Origin of the sequence: Xanthomonas sp. LMG 8993, assembly GCF_009835065.2 — a bacterium.
Classification (GTDB): domain Bacteria; phylum Pseudomonadota; class Gammaproteobacteria; order Xanthomonadales; family Xanthomonadaceae; genus Xanthomonas; species Xanthomonas arboricola.
Genome location: NZ_QVIF02000007.1, coordinates 207,543 through 229,921 on the forward strand (window position 1 = coordinate 207,543; position 22,379 = coordinate 229,921).

The window sequence follows — 22,379 nt, forward strand, 5'->3', positions numbered from 1 at the left end:
GACAGATTCACTCCGCCGCCCCAGGGTGAGCGGAGCTGTTGTGCTGTCCGTCTTAAGCCCGAAATCTCATGAGTTGGAGAAGTCAGAGTGAATCCGATGTATGTGTCCAAGCTGTCGCTGGTCTTGGTGGTCGCTGCGTTGGTCGGTGCCTGCGCGACCAAGCCTGCTCCCGATTTTGGTGGACGTTGGAAGCACGTCAATCACTTTGACGAAGCCCCTACCGAAATTCCGCTCTACACCTCCTACACGTATCAGGCTACGCCGATGGACGGCACGTTGAAGACGATGCTGGAGCGGTGGGCCGCGGATTCCAACATGCAGCTGTCCTACAACCTGCCTTCGGACTACACCCTGATCGCCCCGGTTTCCAATATCAGCACCACCAGCGTGCAGCAAGCCGCCACCGAGCTGAGCGCGGTCTACGCAGCGCAAGGTGTCTCGGTCTCGGTCTCTGCCAACAAGCTGCTGGTACAGCCGGTGCCGGTATCGTCTGGAGCCAAGCTCTAAGAGCTGAACCGCTGATCCGATGCTAACGGCATTCGGTCGGTGACTGAGCTCAAGCCTCCCATGTGCCCGCGCTCGTCGCGGCGATAGTTTCAGGCCTGACAAGGCCTTACGGTGACGGATCTAGACATGTTGCGTAAGAAGGTCAGTGAAAAGGACGGATCTGCCCAAGTGGGTGCAGCCGTCCAGAAAGCGGTGAACTACGAGGTGAGCATCGCCGATCTCGCGCGCCGCAGCGAAAAGCGTGCATGGATGGTAGCGACCGTTTCCATGCTCATTACCGTCATGACGGCCGGCGGCTACTACTACATGCTGCCGCTGAAAGAGAAGGTGCCGTACCTGGTAATGGCTGATGCGTATTCTGGCACCAGTACCATCGCCAAGCTCGAAGCGAATTTTGGAGGGCGTGCAGTTAGTACGAGCGAGGCGCTAGCGCGTAGCAATATTGCACGCTTTATCATAGCCCGCGAGTCGTATGACGCATCGACGATCAGCGATCGTGACTGGAATACGGTCGGATCAATGGCCGCCACAAGCGTACTTGCTGAGTATCGTGCGCTGCACGCCGCCAATAACCCGGCTAGGCCTTTCATCGTCTATGGAAGGAATCGAGCAATTCGTATCACGATCCTCAGCATCACTCTTATTGGCGGGAAAGGTAAGCCTTTTTCAGGGGCGACGGTACGTTTTCAGCGTAATATCTACGATAAAAGCTCTACGGTCAGCACGCTGTTAGATAACAAGATCGCGACAATGGAGTTTGTTTACCAAGATAATCTCCAGATGACCGACGAGCTGAGGGTGGAGAATCCGCTAGGCTTTAGAGTCACTGATTATCGCGTAGATAATGACTATTCGGCCCTGCCCGCGACTCCCGCTTCAGGCGCTCAGATGCTTCCATCAACGGCTGCAACCTCTCAGGGAGTTCCGGTAGTGCAGCCCGGAATGCCCGGAGCTGCTGCTTCGGTTGCGCCTAGTGCAGTGCCGCAGGGTACGATGCCTGTCCAGCAGGCTGCCCAGGCGCCTGCTGGTGTGCCGACTCAGCAACAGATGGCGCCAGCGACATATCCAAATCAGGCCCAGCCTGTGATTCAACCCCAGGGGACACCGAATAATGTCAATGGAGCGAGCGGTAGATGAATCTCTTTAGTCGATACAGGATGTCGCTACTTGCGCTGCTACCGCTTGCGTTGTGCGTGCCTTCCGCGACTGCACAGGTGGTGCAGGAATATGAGTATGCGCCAGATCGCATTTATCAGGTGCGTACGGGACTGGGAATTACAACACAGGTAGAGCTTAGTCCTAACGAAAAAATCCTGGACTACAGTACCGGTTTTACCGGTGGCTGGGAGTTGACTCGCCGCGAAAATGTTTTCTACCTCAAGCCAAAGAATGTCGATGTCGATACGAATATGATGATTCGTACTGCGACGCATTCATACATTCTTGAACTTAAGGTGGTGGCAACTGATTGGCAGCGTTTGGAGCAGGCCAAACAGGCCGGCGTCCAGTACAAGATAGTATTCACGTATCCCAAGGATGCCAGTTTTAATGGTCCTGAGGAGGCAGTGGCGGTTAAGGATGGCCCGCAACTGAATGCCAAGATATTGAAGGATCGCCGTTACTATTATGATTATGACTATTCGACGCGAACCAAAAAATCCTGGCTGATTCCGAGTCGCGTATACGACGACGGCAAGTTCACCTACATAAATATGGATTTGACCCGCTTTCCGACAGGTAATTTTCCTGCTGTCTTCGGGCGTGAAAAAGAGCACTCTGAAGACTTTCTGGTCAATACCACGGTCGAAGGAAATACATTGATCGTGCATGGCACCTATCCATTTCTGGTGGTTCGCCATGGCAGCAATGTCGTAGGTCTGCGAAGGAATAAGCAAAAGTGAACTCAAATACGCCAAACAACTCCGACGAGCGCATCCCCGGACGCGATGAGCAGTCTCGTGCAGAATACGACGAACGCGAAAGCAACCCATACTTTGCGCGTCAGAGAGCAGCCGAAGCTCCGGATCTTGATGCCAACGAGCCAGTGCTGCACTCCAACGATATCAAGCGGCTCAACCGCAAGGCCCTGGTGTTTTTGGCCGGTATCGCAGCATTGCTGATTCTCGCCATTTTTTGGCTAGTTTCACGTAGCTCAGGCAAACCGGAGACGGTGAAGCCGCGCGTTGAGACGGTCGTTGCGCCAGCGTTGCCGCAAAACATCACATCGTCTGTTGACCCCGACCCGGTACCGCTTGTGCAGCAGCAAAACCCACTGCCTTTGCCAACTGCGCCGCCTGAGTATAACGAGGAGCGCGTCATCGCTCCTGAGCGCGAGCGTGGTCCCACGTTGCTGGAGCGCCGTATTCTCGCTGAACAGGCAGCCGGACAGGGCCCGCAAGCTAGCAGTGGTCTGCTTGGCGCACAGCCGCCAGCAGATCAGGAAGACAAGCAAGTCACTTTGGCCAAGCCGATTAGTAATCCGGACGGATTGCTGGTTCGCGGAACATATATCCGCTGCATTTTGGAGACCCGAATCATCAGTGATTTCGATGGCTTTACATCATGTATCGTAACTGAGCCCGTATATTCGATTAACGGGCATAATTTGCTGTTGCCGAAGGGTTCAAAGATGCTTGGGCAATACGCAGCAAAAGAGCCGACTTCTCCTCGCATGCAGGTGGTCTGGGACCGTATCACGACCCCGACTGGCATCGACGTAATGCTGGAGGGGCCAGGTATTGACAATCTCGGTAGTGCGGGTCATCCAGGTCAGTATAACGCTCACTGGGGAAATAAGATTGCGTCCGCACTATTCATCAGCATGCTCAGCGACGCATTCAAGTACGCTGCAGCAGAATATGGCCCGGAGACAACCACGGTTGGTGTCGGCAGTGGTGTCATCACTCAGCAGCCGTTTGAAAGCAATACTGCCCGTAGTATTCAGGATATTGCCGAGCAGGCGGTCGCAAAATCCGGTCGCCGCCCTGCAACCGTGACGATCAATCAGGGAACGGTGCTGAACGTTTATGTGGCCAAAGACGTTGATTTCACAGCGGTGCTGCCAAGGTGAACGAAGGTGCCGTCATGACGATTGACGATTCTCCGCTTGCGCGGATTTCCAATGATTTTTTGGATTATCAGTACTCGGTGTTGGGAATTCTGGACTACCTGAATTCCCCCGAAGTTACTGAAATCTGCATCAATCGTCCTGGCGAAATCTATCTCGAAACCATCAACGGCTGGCAGCGCATGGACGTGCCATCTCTAACTTTCGATCGGGCAAGGCAGTTTTGTACTGCAGTTGTTAATGAAAGTAATACAGGTCAGCGTATTACTGATGCCGATCCAGTTGTGTCTTTGACGTTTCCAACCGGTCAGCGCGCGCAATTTGTGATTCCTCCTGCATGCGATGCCGGTAAGGTTTCTATCACAATTCGTTTGCCTTCCAAACATACCAAGACCCTTGAGCAATACAAGCATGACGGGTTTTTTGATCAGGTATTGGAGCAGGCAGCGGATGTCAGCGATCACGATCGTGAACTGCTTGAATTGCGCCGTAATAAGGATTATTCGGAGTTTTTTAAGAAATCTGTGCTTTACAAGAAGAACGTGGTTGTGGCGGGTGCAACCGGTAGCGGTAAAACCACGTTCATGAAGGCATTGGTCAACCATATCCCCAACGAGGAGCGCCTGGTCACGATCGAGGATGCCCGAGAACTTTTCATCAGTCAGCCGAACTCAGTGCATCTTCTTTATTCAAAAGGAGGGCAAAGCGCCAGCAACGTGACCGCGAAAAGCTGCATGGAGGCCTGTCTGCGGATGAAGCCCGACAGGATTATTCTTGCAGAATTACGTGGCGATGAATCGTTCTATTTCATCCGAAACTGCGCTTCCGGCCATCCTGGCTCTATCACGAGTTGTCACGCAGGAAGCGTGGAGCAGACATGGGATCAACTCGCGCTTATGGTGAAGGCTTCTAGCGAGGGTTCTGGTTTAGAATTCGAGGTGATCAAACGATTGCTGCGCATGACCATCGATATTGTGGTGCATATCAAGGCGCATGCGGGCCGTCGCTTCATCACCGGGATCGATTTCGATCCTGTAAGAACATTGCGGGGCGGCTGATCAGCCGCGAACAATTTACATCGATCGAATTTGAGGAGGCCGCTATGTTGCCTGGCATGGAGCTCATGGGATGCACTGGACTAGCCGTTCCCGGCGAGGTGATGCAGCATGTAGTACGTGTCGAATCCTCACGTAACCCTTACGCAATCGGTGTGGTTGGAGGCAGGTTGGTGCGTGAGCCGCGGGGGCTTGAAGAAGCGGTCGCTACTGCGCGGATGTTGGAGCAGAAGGGCTACAACTTTTCTCTTGGCCTGGGTCAGGTCAATCGCTATAACCTGCTGAAGTACGGACTGACTAGTTACGAGATGGCATTTGCCAAGTGCCCTAATTTGGTGGCAGCATCGAAGATTCTCGCGGAATGCCACTCCCGTTCAGGTGCAGATTGGGGTAAATCGTTCAGCTGCTACTACTCCGGTAATTTTGAAACTGGTTTCAAGCACGGCTATGTACAAAAGATTTACGCATCCATCCGGCAGTCGGTGGCTTCCGCGAGCGGTGCTGAGCCGATTGGGGTCATTCCTAATCGGCCGATCAAGATACGTAACGAGAATCCGGCGCGTCAAATTGCCGCAGGACTTGCAGATGCCATCGTTTCTCGTCGGATTCAAGACATGGCTGCACCTGCGCAAAATCAGGTGCAACGCCAAGCGCTGCCCGAAAATACACCCACTGCCACTGCCGCTCCTGCGCAGCCTGCCGTGACCTCCTCGCCGATTCCAGCAGAAAGCGACCTTTACGTCATTCGGGCAACCGGACAGGGGCGCGGTATCGCTGTGCCTGCTGCAGGGGCGCAGGCCGCTGCTTCTGCTGCGGCTCGTCAAGTCGCGCCAGCTCCTGATCCCCCGCCACCTCGACAGTCTCAAGTAGACAGTGCTTTTGTGTTTTAGCAAGGATGAAAAATTGCCATCGGATGGTTCGAGTCCCCCTGCTCCAAGGAGATAGATTATGAAGTCAGTGAATAACAAACAGTTGGTTGCCGATGCCAAGATGGTCGGTATTCAGGCCCTGAAGGCCTTGCTCTTCACCTCAGCCTTGCTGGTAGCCGGTGGTGCTGGCGCACAGGTCGGTGACCTGGCAAAGACCGACGAAAAAGTTTGCGGTTTTCTGGATAACGTTAATACGCTGCTTACGATGGGTTCTGTAGCTGTTGTGACGATTGCGGTAATTGTCGCTGGTTATCAGATTGCTTTCGCTCACAAACGCATCTCGGAAGTGTCGCCGATTCTGATTGGCGGCGTGTTGATTGGTGCTGCCGGCCAGATTGCCAATATGGTGATTGGCAAGCGTGACAACCAGTGCACCGGTGAAGCGGCCATGGCGCTATTGCAAGCCATCCATCACTATGCGTAAAGATGTACTTTTTCGTGGGTGCACCCGCCCGGCGATGTTCTTGGGGGTCCCCTATATCCCATTCTTCGTCGGTGCTGGTGGTGGCCTGATGATGGGTATGTACTTTGATTTATGGTTCCTCCTTACTATTCCTGTTTTCATCTTCATCATGCAGCAAATGGCCAAAAGGGATGAAATGATTTTCAGGTTGTTAGGGTTGCGATGGTTGTTTCGGATGCGCGTCCGTAACCTGCAGCGCTATTCCGGGATGTGGGTATTTAGCCCTAACGAATATCGCAAGGTGCTTGCTGGAAAACGTCAGTAAACACCTGGATCTGCTCTATCAGCCCCATGCGCGCAAGCTGCATGGGGCTGGTGCTTATGTCGATTGCTTTTTTTTGACGTTTCCTTCTTTAAACTGGTAATTCCATGTTAAGTCCAGATAGTCCGATCAGCGAATTCGTCTCCATTTCGACGCATGTGGCACCGTCGGTTCTAAAGACGACTGGTGGCGACTATCTGTTGATCTGGCATCTAGGTGGCCTTCCTTTCGTCGGACGCGACGAGTTCGAGTTGGAACAGCGTCACAACACGTTCAATCGCCTGCTTCAGACCTTACGTGCGCCAGATTTCGCGAACGTGGCATTCTGGGTGCACGACGTCCGCCGTCGTCGCAGGATTGGCAATACCAGTCGCTTCAAGCAGTCTTTCAATCAGGGGTTGTCCGACGAGTATTATGCTGCTCTATCGTCGCAAAAGATCATGCAGAATGAGCTTTACTTCAGCATGATCTACAGGCCGGTGGTCACTGGTCGTCGTCTTGTCGAAAAGTCTGGCGACCCGGAGCGCATCCGCCTGGAAGAAGAGCAGGCGGTAGCGAAGATGATAGAGCTCGCCACCAACGTGGAGGCGGTGCTGAAGGACTATTCGCCTTACCGGTTGGGCATGTATGAAGCCAAGAACGGTATTGTTTTTTCAGAGACGTTGGAGTTTCTTGGCTATTTGCTTAACCGGATTGATGAGCCTGTTCCTGTGTTGCAAGCGCCGGTGCAGGCATACCTTCCAGTTAGTAAGCACATGTTTGCTAATAAGACAGGTGACTTCGTCATTCGCACGCCCGATGGTATTAATCACTTCGGTGCAATTCTTAACGTTAAAGAATATGCTGATGGAACGTATCCGGGCATTCTCAACGGTCTGAAGTACCTAGATTTTGAGTACGTGGTGACGCACTCGTTTAGTCCTGTCGGCCGCCACGACGCGCTTAAAGTGCTAGAGCGTACGAAGGGTATGATGATCTCGTCGGGAGACAAGTCGTCCAGTCAGATTCGGGATCTGGATGTTGCGATGGATGACGTGGCTTCGGGCAATTTTGTGCTTGGTGAATACCATTTTACGATTGCTGTTTATGCCGACAGCCAAGAGAAGCTGGCCAAGCAGATCGCAACGACCCGTGCTGAACTATCCAATGCCGGTTTTGTCTCATCCAAGGAAGATCTCGCAGTAGCGTCTTCATTTTATGCGCAACTACCAGGCAATTGGCGTTTCCGTACTCGAATTGCCAATCTCAGTTCTCTTAACTTTCTCGGTCTTTCCCCGCTGCATAACTTTGCGCAGGGTAAGCAACATAACAATCCTTGGGGGGACTGCGTGACCACGCTGCAGACCACCAATGGTCAACCGTATTATTTCAACTTCCACGCCACCCATCCGGCCGAAAACTCGCTGGGCGAGAAAGCTATCGCGAACACGATGGTGATCGGCAAGTCGGGTACGGGTAAGACCGCGCTGATCAATTTTCTGTTGAGCCAGGTGCAGAAGCTCGATCCGGTTCCGACCATCTTCTTCTTTGACAAAGACCGCGGTGCTGAAATCTTTGTGCGTGCCTGCGGGGGCAATTATCTTGCGCTAGAGAATGGTGCGCCAACGGGCTTTAACCCGTTCCAGTGCGAACGCAACGAGGCCAACACGCAATTTCTGGCTGAGCTGATGAAGGTGCTGGGCGGCAAGTCGGAGTACAGTTCGCGCGAGGAAGAAGACATTTATCGTGCGGTGGAGGGCATGCTGGACACGCCGATGCATCTGCGCAGCATGAGCAACTTCCGTAAGAGCCTGCCGAACATGGGCGACGATGGGCTATATGCGCGCCTGCGCCGCTGGACTGCCGGCAATTCGCTCGGCTGGGTGTTCGATAATCCGGTGGACACCATCGACCTGACGCGCGCATCGATCATCGGCTTCGACTACACCGATGTGATCGATAATGCAGAAGTTCGTGTGCCGGTGATCAACTATCTGCTGCATCGGCTGGAGGCTCTGATTGATGGCCGTCCGCTGATCTACGTGATGGATGAGTTCTGGAAGATTTTGGACGGCAAGGGTGGGCTGAAGGAATTCGCCAAGAACAAGCAGAAGACCATCCGTAAGCAGAATGGCCTGGGTATTTTTGCCACCCAAAGTCCGGAGGATGCACTTGCCAGCGACATCGCGGCTGCATTGATCGAACAGACCGCGACCATGATCCTGCTGCCCAATCCCAGCGCCAGCCGCGATGACTACATGGAAGGGCTCAAGCTCACCGATGCCGAGTATCAGGTGGTGGTGTCGCTGGACGAGCGCTCGCGTTGCTTCCTGGTCAAGCAGGGCCATGCCTCGGCGGTGTGCCAGCTCAACCTGCGTGGGATGGATGATGCCCTTTCGGTGATTTCATCTTCAACCGACAACATTGAAATCATGCATCAAATTTTGTCGCGGAAAGCCGACAAGCTGGGTGTAAGCGTAGACCAGCTGACGCCGGAGCAGTGGCTGGAAGACTTTTATGCGAACCGAAAGGGCTCGGGAAAACGCAAGCGCGCCAAAGACGACGACCTTGAGAGTCGCGCATAACCTCTCCCCTGTAGACGCAACGTTTTTAAAGCCCGTCACGTATTGGTGTACGGGCTATATACTGATTGATTAAGATTTTTAGTAAATCGTATTTAGTGTCGTTTGCTCTAAGGTTGTTTCAGTCGCAGAACAACATTCCATATGCGACGGTTCGATTTTTTGAGTGAAGCTTCTTCCCTGCCATCTCCCTTGACGACGAGTGAGATGGTGCGCGCCATAATGTAAGTTTCTGAGGTATTTGCGCGTCGCTTCGTAGCGCTATGAATACGTATGCAAAAATGCCCCGCATGCGGTGGGCACAGCTACGCTAACGGACTTGGCTGAGCGTCTATTTGGCGCCCGCAATGGCCCGGGAGGGGCGTACATGTCGCAGACACCATGGTGGCGCGGGGCCGTCATCTATCAGATTTATCCGCGTAGTTTTCTGGATTCCAATGGCGATGGGGTGGGCGATCTGCCCGGGATCATTGCCAAGCTCGACTACATCGCCGGGTTGGGCGTGGATGCGATCTGGATTTCGCCGTTCTTCAAGTCGCCGATGGCCGATTTCGGCTACGACATCGCGGACTACCGTGCAGTGGATCCGCTGTTCGGGACGCTGGATGACTTCGATCGGCTGCTCGACAAGGCGCATAGCCTCGGTTTGAAGGTGATGATCGACCAGGTGCTGAGCCACACCTCGATCGCACATGCGTGGTTCCAGGAGAGCCGGCAGGACCGGACCAACGCAAAGGCGGATTGGTACGTGTGGGCCGATCCGCGTGAGGACGGGACGCCGCCGAACAATTGGTTGTCGCTGTTTGGTGGGGTGGCGTGGCAATGGGAGCCGCGGCGTGAACAGTATTACCTGCACAACTTCCTGGTGGATCAGCCGGACCTCAACTTTCACAACGCCGAGGTGCAGCAGGCGACGCTGGATAACGTACGCTTCTGGCTGGATCGCGGGGTGGATGGGTTCCGCCTGGATGCGATCAACTTCTGCTTCCACGATGCGCAGCTGCGTGACAATCCGGCCAAGCCGGCCGACAAGCGGGTGGGGCGCGGGTTCAGTGCCGACAACCCTTACGCGTATCAGTACCACTACTTCAACAACACGCAGCCGGAAAATCTAGCGTTCCTCGAGCGCTTGCGCGGACTGCTGGATCTTTATCCGAATGCAGTGAGCCTTGGCGAGATCTCGTCGGAGGACTCGCTGGCGACCACTGCCGAGTACACCGCTCATGGCCGCCTGCATATGGGCTACAGCTTCGAGCTGCTGGTGCAGGACTACAGTGCTGCTTATATCCGCGAGACGGTGAGCCGGCTCGAAGCCACGATGTTGGAAGGTTGGCCATGCTGGGCCATTTCCAACCACGACGTGGTGCGCGCGGTAACACGCTGGGGCGGGGCCGATGCATCGCCGACGTTTGCGCGGATGGTGGTTGCAATGCTGTGTTCGCTGCGTGGCTCGATCTGCCTGTACCAGGGCGAGGAGCTGGGCCTGGGCGAGGCAGATGTGGCGTTCGAGGATCTGCGCGATCCGTATGGCATCACCTTCTGGCCAACCTTCAAGGGTCGCGATGGCTGCCGCACGCCGATGCCATGGACGGATGCGCCGTCGGCAGGGTTCAGCAGCGGCAAGCCGTGGTTGCCGCTGGCTGAGGAGCATCGTGCGGCTGCGGTGAGCGTGCAGCAGGACGATCCGTTGTCCGTGCTCAGTGCGGTGCGACAGTTCCTGGCTTGGCGCAGGGGCGAGCCTGCGTTGCGCGAGGGCGCGATCACGTTCTACGACACGGCCGAACCTGTGCTGATGTTCCGGCGCGAGCACGCCGGCCAGGTGATGTTGCTGGCATTCAATCTGTCGGCCGGTGCAGCCGAGCTTGGGCTGCCGGCTGGCGCGTGGAAGCAGGTCGATGTGCCCGGCGTGGAGCGCGGAGCCATCGAACATGACCGCCTGCGCTTGGCCGGGCATGCAGTGGTTTGTGCGATCGAAGTTCGCTGACGGTGTGTCGCGCCAGCTAGCTGTCTGTGCGTGATTGTCTGGAACGCGGCGAGGCATTCCTTAGGGCAATGCCTCGCTTTTTTTTGAAGTGACGATTGCTTGGTTTGCCAAGCATTTATAGCGTTACGCCAGCTGTGCCGCTATGCCCAGTCGATCAGGTCCTTGCTCTCTGGATGAGACAGGGGGTGCTGTTCTCCATGCCAGTCGGGGTGGTTTGACTAAAAGGCTGCGCGTGGATGGCGATGGAGTGCGAGGACGTCAGCGTTGCCGGCGGCCTTGCAACGGCTTGGATTCGTGTTTGTGCAGGCAGGCGCTGATGGTGTCGGGAGATTGGCCCCGTTCCGGTGCGACAGGCGAATGCTACGGGCATGGGGGGCATGACTGGCGGACGATCCTGCGCGCTTTGCGAAGGGCAATGCGAGCTTGAATTTTGAAAATCTTGGATCAAAAGAAAACCCGCCGGTGTCACATCGGCGGGTTTTCTTTGGTCGATGTCGTCGTTTTGATCAGGAGAGCATTCGGTTCTTCTAATTAGAGGCCGCATCTTGAATGACGGCCCATGGAGCCCGGCAGAGCAGAACTGGCCCTGCTTGATTGGCGCGCGTTGCGCTTGTGCCGAACCCTCACCCCAACCCCTCTCCCGGTGGGAGAGGGGCTTTGGTGTCCCGTTGGAGAGGGCTGGCACCGGGGCCGGCCAGCCAGATGATGCGCCGGTTGTCACGTAGGTAGCGTAGCCACAGTTAGCAATGTGGCCACAGACAAAGATGTCGCCAATCAGCGCATCGTTTGCAGTTCACAGCTCATCAGAACTTGTAGTTGACGCCCAGCACGAAGGTGCGGCCCCATTCGATGTATTCCAGCGGACGGTCCTTGGTTTCGGCATAGGTGCGGTAGGGTGAGTTGCTGAGGTTGCTGGCCTGCAGCAGCACGGTCAGGCCGGCAAGATCGCTGCTGTCGTTGAAGCTGTAGCTGATCTGCGCATCGGTGATGTTTTCGCCGACCACGTAGCGCAGCGTGCGGTTGCCGTTGAAGTTGCCGATCTCGCCGATGAAGTCCGAGCGGCGGCGCTGGCTGACGCGTGCTTCGAAGCCCTTGTGCTCGTAGTAGGCGGTGAGGTTGTAGACGCGTTCGGACAGGCCGGGCAGGCTGATTTCGCCGTCACCGACACTGGAGGCGCTTTCCGGGTCGCGGATCTTGACGTCGCTGTCGTTGAAGGTGGCGCTGGCCTGGATGCCGAAACCTTCCAACGGAGCGAAGACCAGATCCAGCGGCAGCGAAGCGGTGAGTTCGACGCCGCGCAGGGTGCCGCCCTTGCCGTTGAACGGGGCGCTGAAGGTGCCGGTGGTCAGTACTGGCGCCGAGCCCGGCGGCGGCACATAGCCGGCCACCAGCGCGGAGAAGTCGTAGTTGTCGCGGCTCTGGGTGTAGATGTAGCTCTTCAGGTCCTTGTAGAAGAACGCGGCGGCCACGTAGGCGCGCTCGGCGAAATACTTTTCGTAGGAAAGGTCGATGGCGTTCGCGCGCCAGGGGTCCAGCATCGGGTTACCGCCGCTGGCGCCGGGGCGGCCGGTGGAGGTGTCGACGCCGAATTCCAGCGAGGCGCGCAGCTGATCCACGCGTGGGCGTGCGACCTGCTTTGCCATCGCGAAGCGCAGTGTCTGTTCGTACGGGAACTGGAAGGCCAGATTCAGGCTGGGCAGCCAGTCGCGATAGGTCTTGCCGTCGTCGATCGGGCGCACTTCGCTGCCTGCCGGCTGCGATGCGTCCCAATAATTTGCGCGCGAGGATTGGTCGGCGCTCTGCAGCTGCACGCCGATATTGCCGCGCACGCCCACATCGCCCCATTCGGTATCGAGATTGGCGCGCAGCCAGGCGGTGGTGATCTTCTCTTCGACGGTCCAGGCCTTGGACACCAGGAACGAGGCATCGTCGCTGGGATTGAACAGCATATAACGCGAGACCACCGCAGGGACGTTCCAGGCGGGCAGGGCACCGATGCCGGCAAAGCCCAGGTTGACCGGCGCATATTGCAGGTCCGATGCGATGGTGGATTCGCCCTGCGCGCCAAGAGTGATGTTGCCTTCCGGCTGGGTTTTCTGTTTTTCACGATTGGCGTAGTTGACGCCGACATCCAGATCCGAGAACCAGCTCAGCGCTTCGGGCATCGGGAAGCTGGCCTGCAGGCGTGCGCCCTTGAGCACATCTTCCACGCTCGGCACCTTGCCGTAGCCGGAGCCGTAGATGGTGTTGGTCAGAAACAGCTGATCGGGATTGGAGTAATCCATTCCCGGCGCAAGCTGGGAGAAGCCGTTGCCGACAACCGTTACGCCGACGGTATCCAGCTGCGGCATGGGCGCACGCTGGAGATTGTTTTCCAGGTTCAGTTCGTCGCGCGTGGCCTTGGAGTAATTGAGATCGGCAGTGATCTTGACCGCACCGGCAGTGATCTCGTTGTTCCAGCCGAACGCATCGATGGTGTCTTCGCGCTTGTTGTACATGCCGCGGACTAGCGGATAGACGCCACTGGCATCGCCGCCGGTGAAGCTGTTGCTGTCGTTGACGCGCACGTTGCTGATGTTCAGGCCCGGCGTGTAGCCACCGTTGTAGTTGCTCAGGTTGAGCTCGAACTGGTTGGCGGTGTCGATCTGCTCGGCCTTGGTATGGAAGGCGTCGAGCGTGCTGGTCCAGGCGTTGGACGGCCGGTATTGCAAGGTGGCCATGACGCCGTCGCGCTTCTGGTTGCCGGTGCGGCGCAATGCCTTGATGCCGTCGGAAAAATACACGCCGTCGGCCACGCCGGGGCGCGGGCGTTGTGCGTTGACCGGCTGCCATGGTTCGTACAGGCCGACCTGATTTTCCTGGATCGGCATGTCGGTGTGTGCGTAGCCGATGGTCAGGCCGATGGTGCGGTCGGCGAACTGGTCGATGTAGCTGACATTGAAGCGGTTGCCGTAAGGATCGACATTGGCGGCCTTGCCCAGCGAATTGCGTTGGTAACGGCCACCGATGGCGATCACGCGCTCGTTGTAGCTGAGCGGGCGCGCAGTCTGCATGTCGACGGTGCCGGACAGGCCCTGGCCGACCAGGCCGGCGTCGGGCGTCTTGTAGACGGTGACACCGCTGACCAGTTCGGACGGGTACTGGTCGAATTCCACGCTGCGGTTATCGCCGGTGCTGACCACTTCGCGGCCGTTGAGCAGGGTGGTGGAGAAGTCCGGCGACAGCCCGCGCACGCTGATGACCTGTGCGCGACCGGCCACACGTTGCGCCGCCAGGCCAGGCAGGCGCGCGAGCGACTCAGCGATGCTGACGTCGGGCAGCCGGCCGATATCTTCGGCCGAAATGGCTTCCACGATCGAGGTCGAATCCCGCTTGACCGAGATGGCACCTTCGATCGCGCGGCGCAGGCCGGTGACCTGGACCTTGTCCAAGTCGGTCACCGCGCCGGCGGTTTGTTCGGTGTCGGTTGTTTGCGCCGGCGTTGCCGACTGCGCGGCAGCCAACGTCGGTGCCATGGCAACGGCCAGGGCGATACTCAGCGCAGAGCGCTTGTGCTTCAACATTTTCCCCTCCCAGGTACATGTTGTTCTTTGATTTTTCGATCCGGCAGACGCCTGGATGCATTGCATCGCGCGCCACGACGGACGTTACGACTGCGACGTATGGTAGACACGGCACCTGGGTGCAAACGGGCACTGCATACGTATTCACTCCGGCTGATTGCGCTGGAATCGATTCCACGCCAGCTTTGCTGCGGCGCGGTACGCTCCTGGCCTGTCGTGAGGAAACGCCAATGCGCAATCTGCAGCGGTTGCGGTGCCGTTGCGTGATGCACTCGGTCGCGTTGAAGGGCTCCTCAGCCCGTTGCGACCAAATCAGCGCCTGCCATCCACCGGCACGAAGCGAATCGCCTGCCCACCACCTGGCGCAAGACGCAGCTCCAGCGTATCGGCACTGCTGACCTGGCGTTGTTCGCTGACAAAGGCGAATGGGTTGCTGACATAGTCCGCACCGTCGCCGTCGCGATAGATCTGCGCGGTGTAGCGCACGCCCGGCTCAAGGAATCCGAGCGGCACCTGTAGCAGCCGGCCATGCTCGTCGGTGATGCTGCCCAGGAACCAGTCGCGGCTATGCCGATCCTTGCGCGCGATGGTGACGTAGTCGCCGACTTCGCCATTCAAGGCGCGGGTCTGATCCCAATCCACCGCCACGTCCTCGATGAAGCGGAAGGCATCGCGGTGCTGCAGATAATGCTCGGGAAGATCGGCGGCCATCTGGATCGGGCTGTAAAGCGTCACGTACAGCGCCAGCTGGCGCGCAAGCGTGCTGGGAATCGCCTGGCCGTTGCGGCCTTTCAGGCTGAGGATGCCGGGCGTGTAATCCATCGGCCCGGCGAGCAGGCGGGTGAACACCAGGTTGACCTCGTGCTCGGGCGGATTCGGTGGCTGGCCCCAGGCGTTGTATTCCATGCCCCGCGCGCCCTCGCGCGAGATCCAGTTGGGATAGGTGCGGCGCAGGCCAGTGTCCTTGATCGGTTCGTGCGCATTGACTGCGAGGTGGCGCGCGGCAGCTTCCTGCACCACGCGCAGATGATGGCGTGCCATCCATTGGCCGTCGTGCCATTCGCGCAGCGGTGTGCCGCCTGCCGGGTTACGACGTTCCACCTGGCCGTCGTCGCAGACATAGCCGGTCTTGACCGAGTCCACGCCGAACCGGGCGTACAGGTCCATCGCTTCGGCAATCTGGTCTTCGTAATGATCCACTGCGCACCCCGTTTCATGATGGCCGATCAGATGCACGCCCTTGCCGGCGGCGTATTTGCTCAGCGCGGGCAGGTCGAAATCCGGTGTCGGCCGGGTGAAATCGAAACTGCCGCCGTTGCCGAACCATTCGCCGTCCCAGCCCGGATTCCAGCCTTCCACCAACACGCCACGAAAGCCGTGTGCCGCAGCGAAGTCGATATAGCGCTTGGTGTTGGCAGTGGTGGCGCCGTGTGTCGGCCCGGTCGCCCAGGTTTGCTGGTTGAGATGCATGGACCACCACACCCCGACGTATTTGGACGGCTTGACCCAGGTCACATCGCCCAGGGCGTTGGGCGCGTTGAGGTTGAGGATCAGGTTGGACTCCACCAGCCCGGTGGCCTGGTCGGCGATCTGCAGCGTGCGCCACGGCGTATCGAACGGCAGCTTGCGCCGCACCTTCCAGCCTTCGGCGGCGGGCGACAGCTGCGCGCGCAGGCGCCGGCCTTCGGTGCGGCGCAGCCACATGCCGGCGTAATCGACCAGCGCCGCTTCATGCAGCGCGACATGCAGCCCGCTGTCGGTGCGCAAGGTGAGCGGCGTATGTGCCAGCGCGACCTGGTTCAACGGCGTGCGCTGATACAGGTATTCGTAGTGGATCGGCTCGCCTGCCGGAATCCACCATGCCTCGGACGGTTGCGCGATGGCGAATTCGGTGACTTCCTCGTCGATGATTGCTTCGCGCAATCCCGCCTGCTCGGGAAAGTGATAGCGCAGGCCGATGCCATCGTCGTACACGCGCAAGATCACGTCGAAGCGGCGTTGCGCGCCGCTGCGTTCACCCAGGCTGACGCTTAGTTCGTTGTAGTGGTTGCGCACCAGGCGCGTCTCGCCCCAGGGTTGTTCCCAGGTATCGTCATGGGCTTGGCGTGCTTGCGAGAGGACGACCAGGCCGCGGTCCAGCCGGCCGTCGCGCAACTGGAAACCCAGACGCGAGCGTTCCAGCACCGGCTGGCCCATGCGTTGCACGCGGTAATAGGGCGTGCCGCCGTCCACTTCCAGCGTGACCTGCAGGACGTTGCCGGGCGAATCGGCACTGATGGCGATTCGCTCGGCCTGCGCGATGCCCGCAAGACTGCCAAGCAACAGGACAAGCAGTCGCGCACTGCATGCGGCGCGCGCTATCGAACGCACGCGATGTGAAACCAGCGGCATATCCCCTCCCAAGGCGGCCGTTGCGTCAGCGGCGACTATGCAGCGCTGCGGCGTGGATGGGCCATGCTGCACTGCGGCCATTGCCATGAATACGTATGCATTGATGCGGAACCGCTGAGCGCGCGTCTACCATGGCGTCACGGCACCTGGGAGGGTCCGCGCCCGTGGCACGCCAGTGCCGCGCACTACAACGCGTGCAACGAGGGAGGGAGGCCGACGGTGCAAGCCGTCTGGCCGCTTCGATGCTGAAGATGATCTGCATGGCTGCAACGCTCGGCGTTGCGGCAAACTCGCCGGTGTTGGCCGATGAGCTGGAATTCCAGGGCCGCCGTGCGCAAGCGCAGGCGCTCGAAGACGGCGGTTTCGTGTTGCGCTGGCCGCAGGGCGAGCGCCGCATCGGGCCGCAGCCAATGCGCACCCATACCGCCAGTCCGTTGTTCGACGCCCTGTTCGCCATGGCGCAGCAGGAAATGGCCGACGACCGTGTCGAGGCGATTCGCGATCCGGCCTTCAACGACGGCAAGCCGGTGCCGTGCGCGTGTTTCGAAACCGGTGAGCGCTGGCCTTACGTATGGACGCGCGATGTCAGCTTCGCCGCCGATCTGGCGTTGGCGCGGCTGGAGCCGGAGCGCACGCGCAATGCGCTGCGCTTCAAGCTGTCGGCGGCGCGCGATGGGCAGACGCCAGGGGTGTTTGTTGCGCAGGACACCGGCTCCGGTGGCAGCTGGCCGATCAGCAGCGACCGCGTGGTGTGGTTTCTTGCCGCGCGCGGCCTGCTGGATGACAAGGCGTTCGCTGAAGACGTCTGGGAGGCGTTGCAGGCCACCCTCGCGCAGGATCGTGACGCGGTCTTCGATGCGCAGATCGGCCTCTACCGCGGCGAAACCTCGTTTCTGGATTGGCGCGAGCAGACCTACCCGGAGTGGACGCGCCAGGATGTGCGCTTCATTGCCGAGTCCTTCGCCCTGTCCACCAACGTGTTGCACTACCAGGCCCTGCGCCTGGCCGAGCAGCTGGCGCGCCAGCATGGCGATGCGCGTGCGTCCAGGTACGCCCAGTGGGCCGATGCGCTGCGTCAGGCCATCGCCACGCGCTTCTGGGATGCGCCCAGCAATCAGTATGTGAGCTATCTGGGCAATGCGGCGCATCCGGTGCGCTATGCCAAGGTCGATCTGCTCGGCGTGTCGCTTGGCGTGCTGGCCGAGGTGTTTCCGAAGGAGCGTGCGCGTGCCGCGCTGCGCGGGTATCCGCTGGTTGCCGGCGGCAGCCCGGTGGTGTGGCCGGAGGACGCCGAACAGCCGATTTATCACAATCGCGCCGTCTGGCCCTTCGTCAGTGCGTACGCGCTACGCGCCGCACGCCAGCTGGACGACGCGCCGCGCATTGCGCTGGAGCTGCAGTCGTTGATGCGCGGCAGCGCGCTGGCTGGCTCCAACATGGAAAACTACGAGATGCAGAGCCTGGCGGTGCATGTGGAAGAGGGGCCCCGCAGTGGCCCGGTGGTGAATTCGCCGCGCCAGTTGTGGTCGGTTGCCGGCTATCTCTCCGCGGTGCTGGAAGGCGTGTTCGGCATTGGCGCCGATGGCAGTGTGACGCCGAAACTGCCGCGTACGTTGGTGCCGTTGTTGTTTGGCGATCGCCAGCAGATCGTGCTTGAACAGGGCGCCCGACGCTATGTGCTGCAGCGGCCGACGGCGAGTGCGGGTGAGTTGCTGGTGGCGGGGAAGGTCGAGCAACAAGGCCAGACCACGTTGGTGCATCTGATCGGTCGCAAGGCCGATACCACCGCCCCGCCGCAGCCAGGCCAGGTGTTCGCACCCAGCACGCCGGAGGCGCCCGTCGCGCAACGGCAGGGCGACGGCCATCGCATCGTGATTCCGGCTGGGACGACGCTGTACATGGATGGGCATGCGTTGGACGCCACGCGGCACTTAGACCTGCGCGAGGACGGCCGGCTGCACGTGCTCAGCCTGACCCGCCGCGCCGATGGCCTGGAGTCGCTGCACAGTCCCGCGTTGACGCTCGGTGCGTTGCAGGAAGTCCCGGGCAGCGAGGCCTGGGTTTGGACTGCCACGCGCGCGGGCCAGCATCGCGTATCGCTGCGTTATCGCAACCCCAACGGGCCGATCAATACCGGCGTCACTGCGGCGGTCAAGCGGCTGCTGCTGGAATGCCCGGGGCAGGCCACGCAGTCGCAGGTCGTGGTGATGCCGCATAGCGTGGGCGAGCAGCTGTCCACGCAGGTCAGCTTCACTGTGGTGGCCGGGCAGCAGTGCAGGTTCCGGCTGGAAGATGGCTTCAACATGAGCGCACTCGCGCATTTTGCGCAGTACAACGGCGGCCGCGGTGGTCGCGATGGCGTGGTCAACACCGCGCAGGTGAGCGCGCTGCTGGTCGGCCCCGCAGCGAGCACGGAGGCTGCGCAATGACCGCCAAGCCACGCCTGAGTTTCTGGCAGATCTGGAACATGTGTTTCGGCTTTCTCGGCATCCAGTTCGGTTTCGCGCTGCAGAACGCCAACGCCAGCCGCATCTTCCAGACCCTGGGGGCGCAGGTCGACGATGTGCCCGGTCTGTGGATCGCCGCACCGCTCACCGGTCTGATCGTGCAGCCCATCATCGGCTACCTGTCCGACCGCACCTGGACGCCATGGGGGCGCCGGCGTCCGTATTTCATGGTCGGCGCAGTCTTCACCACACTGGCCTTGCTGGTGATGCCCAACGCACCGATGCTGTGGATTGCCGCCGGCACGTTGTGGGTGCTGGATGCATCGATCAACATCTCGATGGAGCCATTCCGCGCCCTGGTCGGCGATCAACTGCCACCGGCGCAGCGGCCCACCGGCTATGCGATGCAGAGTTTCTTCATCGGGGTTGGCGCGATTGTGGCGAGTTTCCTGCCGTGGTTGCTCACGCATTGGGGCGTGGCCAATACCGCGCCGCCGGGGCAGTTGCCCGACAGCGTGCGCTACGCCTTCTACCTCGGTGCCGCGGTGCTGTTCCTGTCGATCAGCTGGACGGTGCTGCGCACGCGCGAATACAGCCCGCAGCAGCTGGCCGGTTTCGACGATGCGCATCCGTCGGTAGCGGCTGCAGCGATCGCCGGCACCTTGCCACCGCAGCGTGCGAGCGTGCTCTGGTGCGGCATCGGTGTGTTGCTCGCCGCTGCGATCGCCTGGCAGCACGGCGACCGCATGCTCTACGTGCTGGCCGGCCTGTGCATCGCCTACGGTGCGCTGCTTGCGTTGGCGCGCGTGCTGCCATCGACCGGCATGCTGGTGGCGATCGTGCAGGACGTGCGCAGCATGCCGCTGACGATGCGACGCCTGGCCTGGGTGCAGTTCTTCTCCTGGTTCGCGCTGTTTGCGATGTGGATCTACACCACCGCCGCAGTCACCCAGGTGCACTTCGGTGCCAAGGACACCGCATCGGCAGCCTACAACGAAGGCGCGAACTGGGTGGGCGTGTTGTTTGGCGCCTACAACGGATTTGCGGCGTTGGCGGCATTGGTCATTCCACTGCTGGTGCGTGCGATCGGCCTGCGCTGGAGTCATCTGTGCAACCTGTGGCTGGGTGCGGCCGGGCTGTTGTCGATGCTGGTGATCCGCGACCCGCAGTGGCTGCTGCTGTCGATGCTGGGTGTCGGCTTTGCCTGGGCCTCGATCCTGTCGCTGCCCTATGCCTTGCTGTCCGACAGCGTGCCCGCCGCCAAGATGGGCGTGTACATGGGCATCTTCAATTTTTTCATCGTGATTCCGCAGCTGGTCGCGGCCAGCGCACTGGGCTTCGTGCTGCGCGTCTGGCTGGGCGGTCAGCCAATCCATGCGCTGGCCATCGGTGGCGCCAGTTTGCTCATTGCCGGTGTGTGCGTGGCGCGGGTTCCAATGGCCTCGGGAGGGCAGTGATGCGGCAGGTGATGATGGCTGGATTGATCGTATCTGCAGGAGCAGCGAGCGCGGCGGCTGCACCCGGCGATTACTACGGCACGCTGGAACCGTTCGCTGCCGACGCGGTGTATTTCGTGGTGACCGACCGTTTCGTCAATGGCGACCCCGGCAACGACCAGCGCGACCAGGGCGGTGCGCATCGCACGTTCGATGTGCCGACGCCTTGCGCAGATGGAGTCGGCGACAACATCGGTTACCTGGGGGGCGACTTCAAGGGCATCGTCGAACATGCCGACTACATCCGCGACATGGGCTTTGGCGCGGTGTGGATCACGCCGATTGTCGACAATCCGGATGAGGCCTTCACCGGCGGCAAGCCGATCAGCTGCGGCAGTACGCTCAGCGACCACGGCAAGACCGGCTATCACGGCTACTGGGGCGTGAATTTCTACAAGCTCGACGAGCATCTGCCCAGTCCGGGCCTGGACTTTGCCGGCTTCGCCCGCGCCATGCATGCCAACCGCTTGAAGGTAGTGCTGGATATCGTGGGCAATCACGGCTCGCCGGCCTACAGCATGCCGGTGGCGCAGCCGGGCTTCGGCAAGCTGTACGACGCCGATGGCCGCCTGGTCGCCGATCACCAGAATTTGCCGCCGGCGCAGCTGGATCCGCAGCACGTTCCGCTGCACGCGTTCTACAACACCGGCGGCGGCCTGGCCGAGCTGTCCGATCTCAACGAAAACAATCCCGCCGTGCTCGATTATCTGGCCGGCGCGTATCTGCAGTGGATGGAGCAGGGCGCCGACGCGTTCCGTATCGACACCATCGGCTGGATGCCCGACCGTTTCTGGCATGCCTTCGTGGCGCGCATCCGCGAAAAACGTCCGGGGTTCTTCATGTTCGGCGAAGCCTTCGATTACGACGCCAGCAAGATTGCCGGGCATACCTGGGCGCGCAATGCCGGCGTCAGCGTGCTGGATTTCCCGTTGAAGCAGCAGCTGTCCGCTGTCTTCGGCCATGAGCAGGCCGGGTTCGAGAAGCTCGCCGCGCCGCTGTTTCTGCGTCGGGGGCCGTATGCCAATCCGTACGAGCTGATGAGTTTTTACGATAATCACGACATGGCGCGCCTGGATGCCAGCGACACCGGCTTCATCGACGCGCACAACTGGCTGTTTACCGCGCGCGGCATCCCGGTGATCTATTACGGCTCGGAGACCGGCTTCATGCGCGGGCGCGCCGAACATGCAGGCAACCGCAATTACTTCGGTGCCGAGCGCATCCGCACTGCACCGGATAGCCCGATTTTCGGCCCGTTGCAGCAGATCGCGCGGCTGCGTCGCGATATCCCGGCATTGCAGCGCGGCGTGCAGGTGGATGTGCTGCTACGCGGGGATCACGCGGCATTTTTGCGGGTCTATCAGCATGCGGGCGCCAGCCAGACGGCGTTGGTGCTGCTCAACAAGGGCGATGCGGCGGCGAACATCGAGGTGACGCGTTTTCTGCAGCCCGGCACCTGGCGCGACGCGATGAGTGGCGAGCAGGTGCCGGTGCAGCGTCGGCTGCTGGCGCCGGTGCCCGCGCATGGGGTGCGGGTGCTGCTGTCGGACGCGCCGATCACCGACCCGGATTTGCGCAGGCAGCTCGACGCGCAGATGGCCGAGCAAGCCGCGCGCGATGCCCGCAACCGGTAGGAGCGCCCCCGGGCGCGATG

The 22,379-nt window shown here is 59.9% G+C and carries 15 protein-coding genes; 13 read left to right on the forward strand and 2 right to left on the reverse strand.

Features of this window, described 5'->3' with window-relative positions:
* Nucleotides 1-96: 96 nt before the first annotated feature.
* The 10 genes from DYQ94_RS14470 to DYQ94_RS14515 all read left to right on the forward strand — a co-directional run bounded on the left by DYQ94_RS14470 (nt 97) and on the right by DYQ94_RS14515 (nt 10,828).
* Nucleotides 97-507 carry a TcpQ domain-containing protein gene (locus DYQ94_RS14470; protein WP_024937947.1) on the forward strand — a complete coding sequence of 137 codons (411 nt, stop codon included), beginning with the start codon at nt 97-99 and terminating at the stop codon, nt 505-507.
* Nucleotides 508-633: 126 nt separating this feature from the next.
* Nucleotides 634-1,644, forward strand: coding sequence for a VirB8 family type IV secretion system protein (locus tag DYQ94_RS14475; protein WP_024937946.1), 1,011 nt, complete (start codon nt 634-636; stop codon nt 1,642-1,644).
* The gene (locus DYQ94_RS14480; protein WP_104542505.1) at nt 1,641-2,408 is read left to right on the forward strand and encodes a TrbG/VirB9 family P-type conjugative transfer protein; all 768 of its coding nucleotides are present in this window, start codon (nt 1,641-1,643) and stop codon (nt 2,406-2,408) included. The genes DYQ94_RS14475 and DYQ94_RS14480 overlap by 4 nt, the downstream gene beginning before the upstream one ends.
* Nucleotides 2,405-3,577: a TraB/TrbI/VirB10 family type IV secretion system protein gene (locus tag DYQ94_RS14485; protein WP_024937944.1), complete on the forward strand. Its 1,173-nt coding sequence runs from the start codon at nt 2,405-2,407 to the stop codon at nt 3,575-3,577. The genes DYQ94_RS14480 and DYQ94_RS14485 overlap by 4 nt, the downstream gene beginning before the upstream one ends.
* 14 nt (nt 3,578-3,591) lie before the next feature.
* Nucleotides 3,592-4,632, forward strand: a complete 1,041-nt coding sequence (virB11, locus tag DYQ94_RS14490) for a P-type DNA transfer ATPase VirB11 (RefSeq protein ID WP_024937943.1) — start codon at nt 3,592-3,594, stop codon at nt 4,630-4,632.
* 56 nt (nt 4,633-4,688) lie between these two features.
* Nucleotides 4,689-5,519 (forward strand): lytic transglycosylase domain-containing protein, encoded by an 831-nt coding sequence (locus DYQ94_RS14495; protein ID WP_160954489.1) that lies wholly within the window; start codon nt 4,689-4,691, stop codon nt 5,517-5,519.
* 58 nt (nt 5,520-5,577) lie between these two features.
* Nucleotides 5,578-5,982: a TrbC/VirB2 family protein gene (locus tag DYQ94_RS14500; RefSeq protein ID WP_024937942.1), complete on the forward strand. Its 405-nt coding sequence runs from the start codon at nt 5,578-5,580 to the stop codon at nt 5,980-5,982.
* Nucleotides 5,975-6,286 carry a VirB3 family type IV secretion system protein gene (locus DYQ94_RS14505; RefSeq protein WP_049818018.1) on the forward strand — a complete coding sequence of 104 codons (312 nt, stop codon included), beginning with the start codon at nt 5,975-5,977 and terminating at the stop codon, nt 6,284-6,286. The genes DYQ94_RS14500 and DYQ94_RS14505 overlap by 8 nt, the downstream gene beginning before the upstream one ends.
* Nucleotides 6,287-6,390: 104 nt before the next feature.
* Nucleotides 6,391-8,847, forward strand: coding sequence for a VirB4 family type IV secretion/conjugal transfer ATPase (locus DYQ94_RS14510; RefSeq protein ID WP_104542501.1), 2,457 nt, complete (start codon nt 6,391-6,393; stop codon nt 8,845-8,847).
* Between the two features lie 364 nt (nt 8,848-9,211).
* Nucleotides 9,212-10,828, forward strand: coding sequence for an alpha-glucosidase (locus tag DYQ94_RS14515; RefSeq protein ID WP_126965985.1), 1,617 nt, complete (start codon nt 9,212-9,214; stop codon nt 10,826-10,828).
* An 803-nt stretch (nt 10,829-11,631) separates the two neighbouring features.
* Here the strand turns inward: DYQ94_RS14515 and DYQ94_RS14520 are convergent.
* The gene (locus tag DYQ94_RS14520) at nt 11,632-14,391 is read right to left on the reverse strand and encodes a TonB-dependent receptor (protein WP_160954468.1); all 2,760 of its coding nucleotides are present in this window, start codon (nt 14,389-14,391) and stop codon (nt 11,632-11,634) included.
* A 312-nt stretch (nt 14,392-14,703) separates the two neighbouring features.
* On the reverse strand, nt 14,704-16,782 hold the full coding sequence (locus DYQ94_RS14525) for a glycoside hydrolase family 97 protein (protein WP_126965988.1): 2,079 nt from the start codon (nt 16,780-16,782) through the stop codon (nt 14,704-14,706).
* 242 nt (nt 16,783-17,024) lie between these two features.
* Between DYQ94_RS14525 and DYQ94_RS14530 the strand changes: the two genes are divergently transcribed.
* Genes DYQ94_RS14530 through DYQ94_RS14540 form a run of 3 tightly spaced genes read left to right on the forward strand, consistent with a single transcriptional unit; the run spans nt 17,025 to nt 22,359 of the window.
* Nucleotides 17,025-19,211 carry an alpha-L-rhamnosidase-related protein gene (locus DYQ94_RS14530; RefSeq protein WP_126965989.1) on the forward strand — a complete coding sequence of 729 codons (2,187 nt, stop codon included), beginning with the start codon at nt 17,025-17,027 and terminating at the stop codon, nt 19,209-19,211.
* On the forward strand, nt 19,208-20,686 hold the full coding sequence (locus DYQ94_RS14535) for an MFS transporter (protein ID WP_126965990.1): 1,479 nt from the start codon (nt 19,208-19,210) through the stop codon (nt 20,684-20,686). The genes DYQ94_RS14530 and DYQ94_RS14535 overlap by 4 nt, the downstream gene beginning before the upstream one ends.
* 11 nt (nt 20,687-20,697) lie before the next feature.
* Entirely contained in the window at nt 20,698-22,359 is a 1,662-nt protein-coding gene (locus DYQ94_RS14540; protein ID WP_160954490.1) for an alpha-amylase family glycosyl hydrolase, read from the forward strand.
* Nucleotides 22,360-22,379 lie beyond the last annotated feature (20 nt).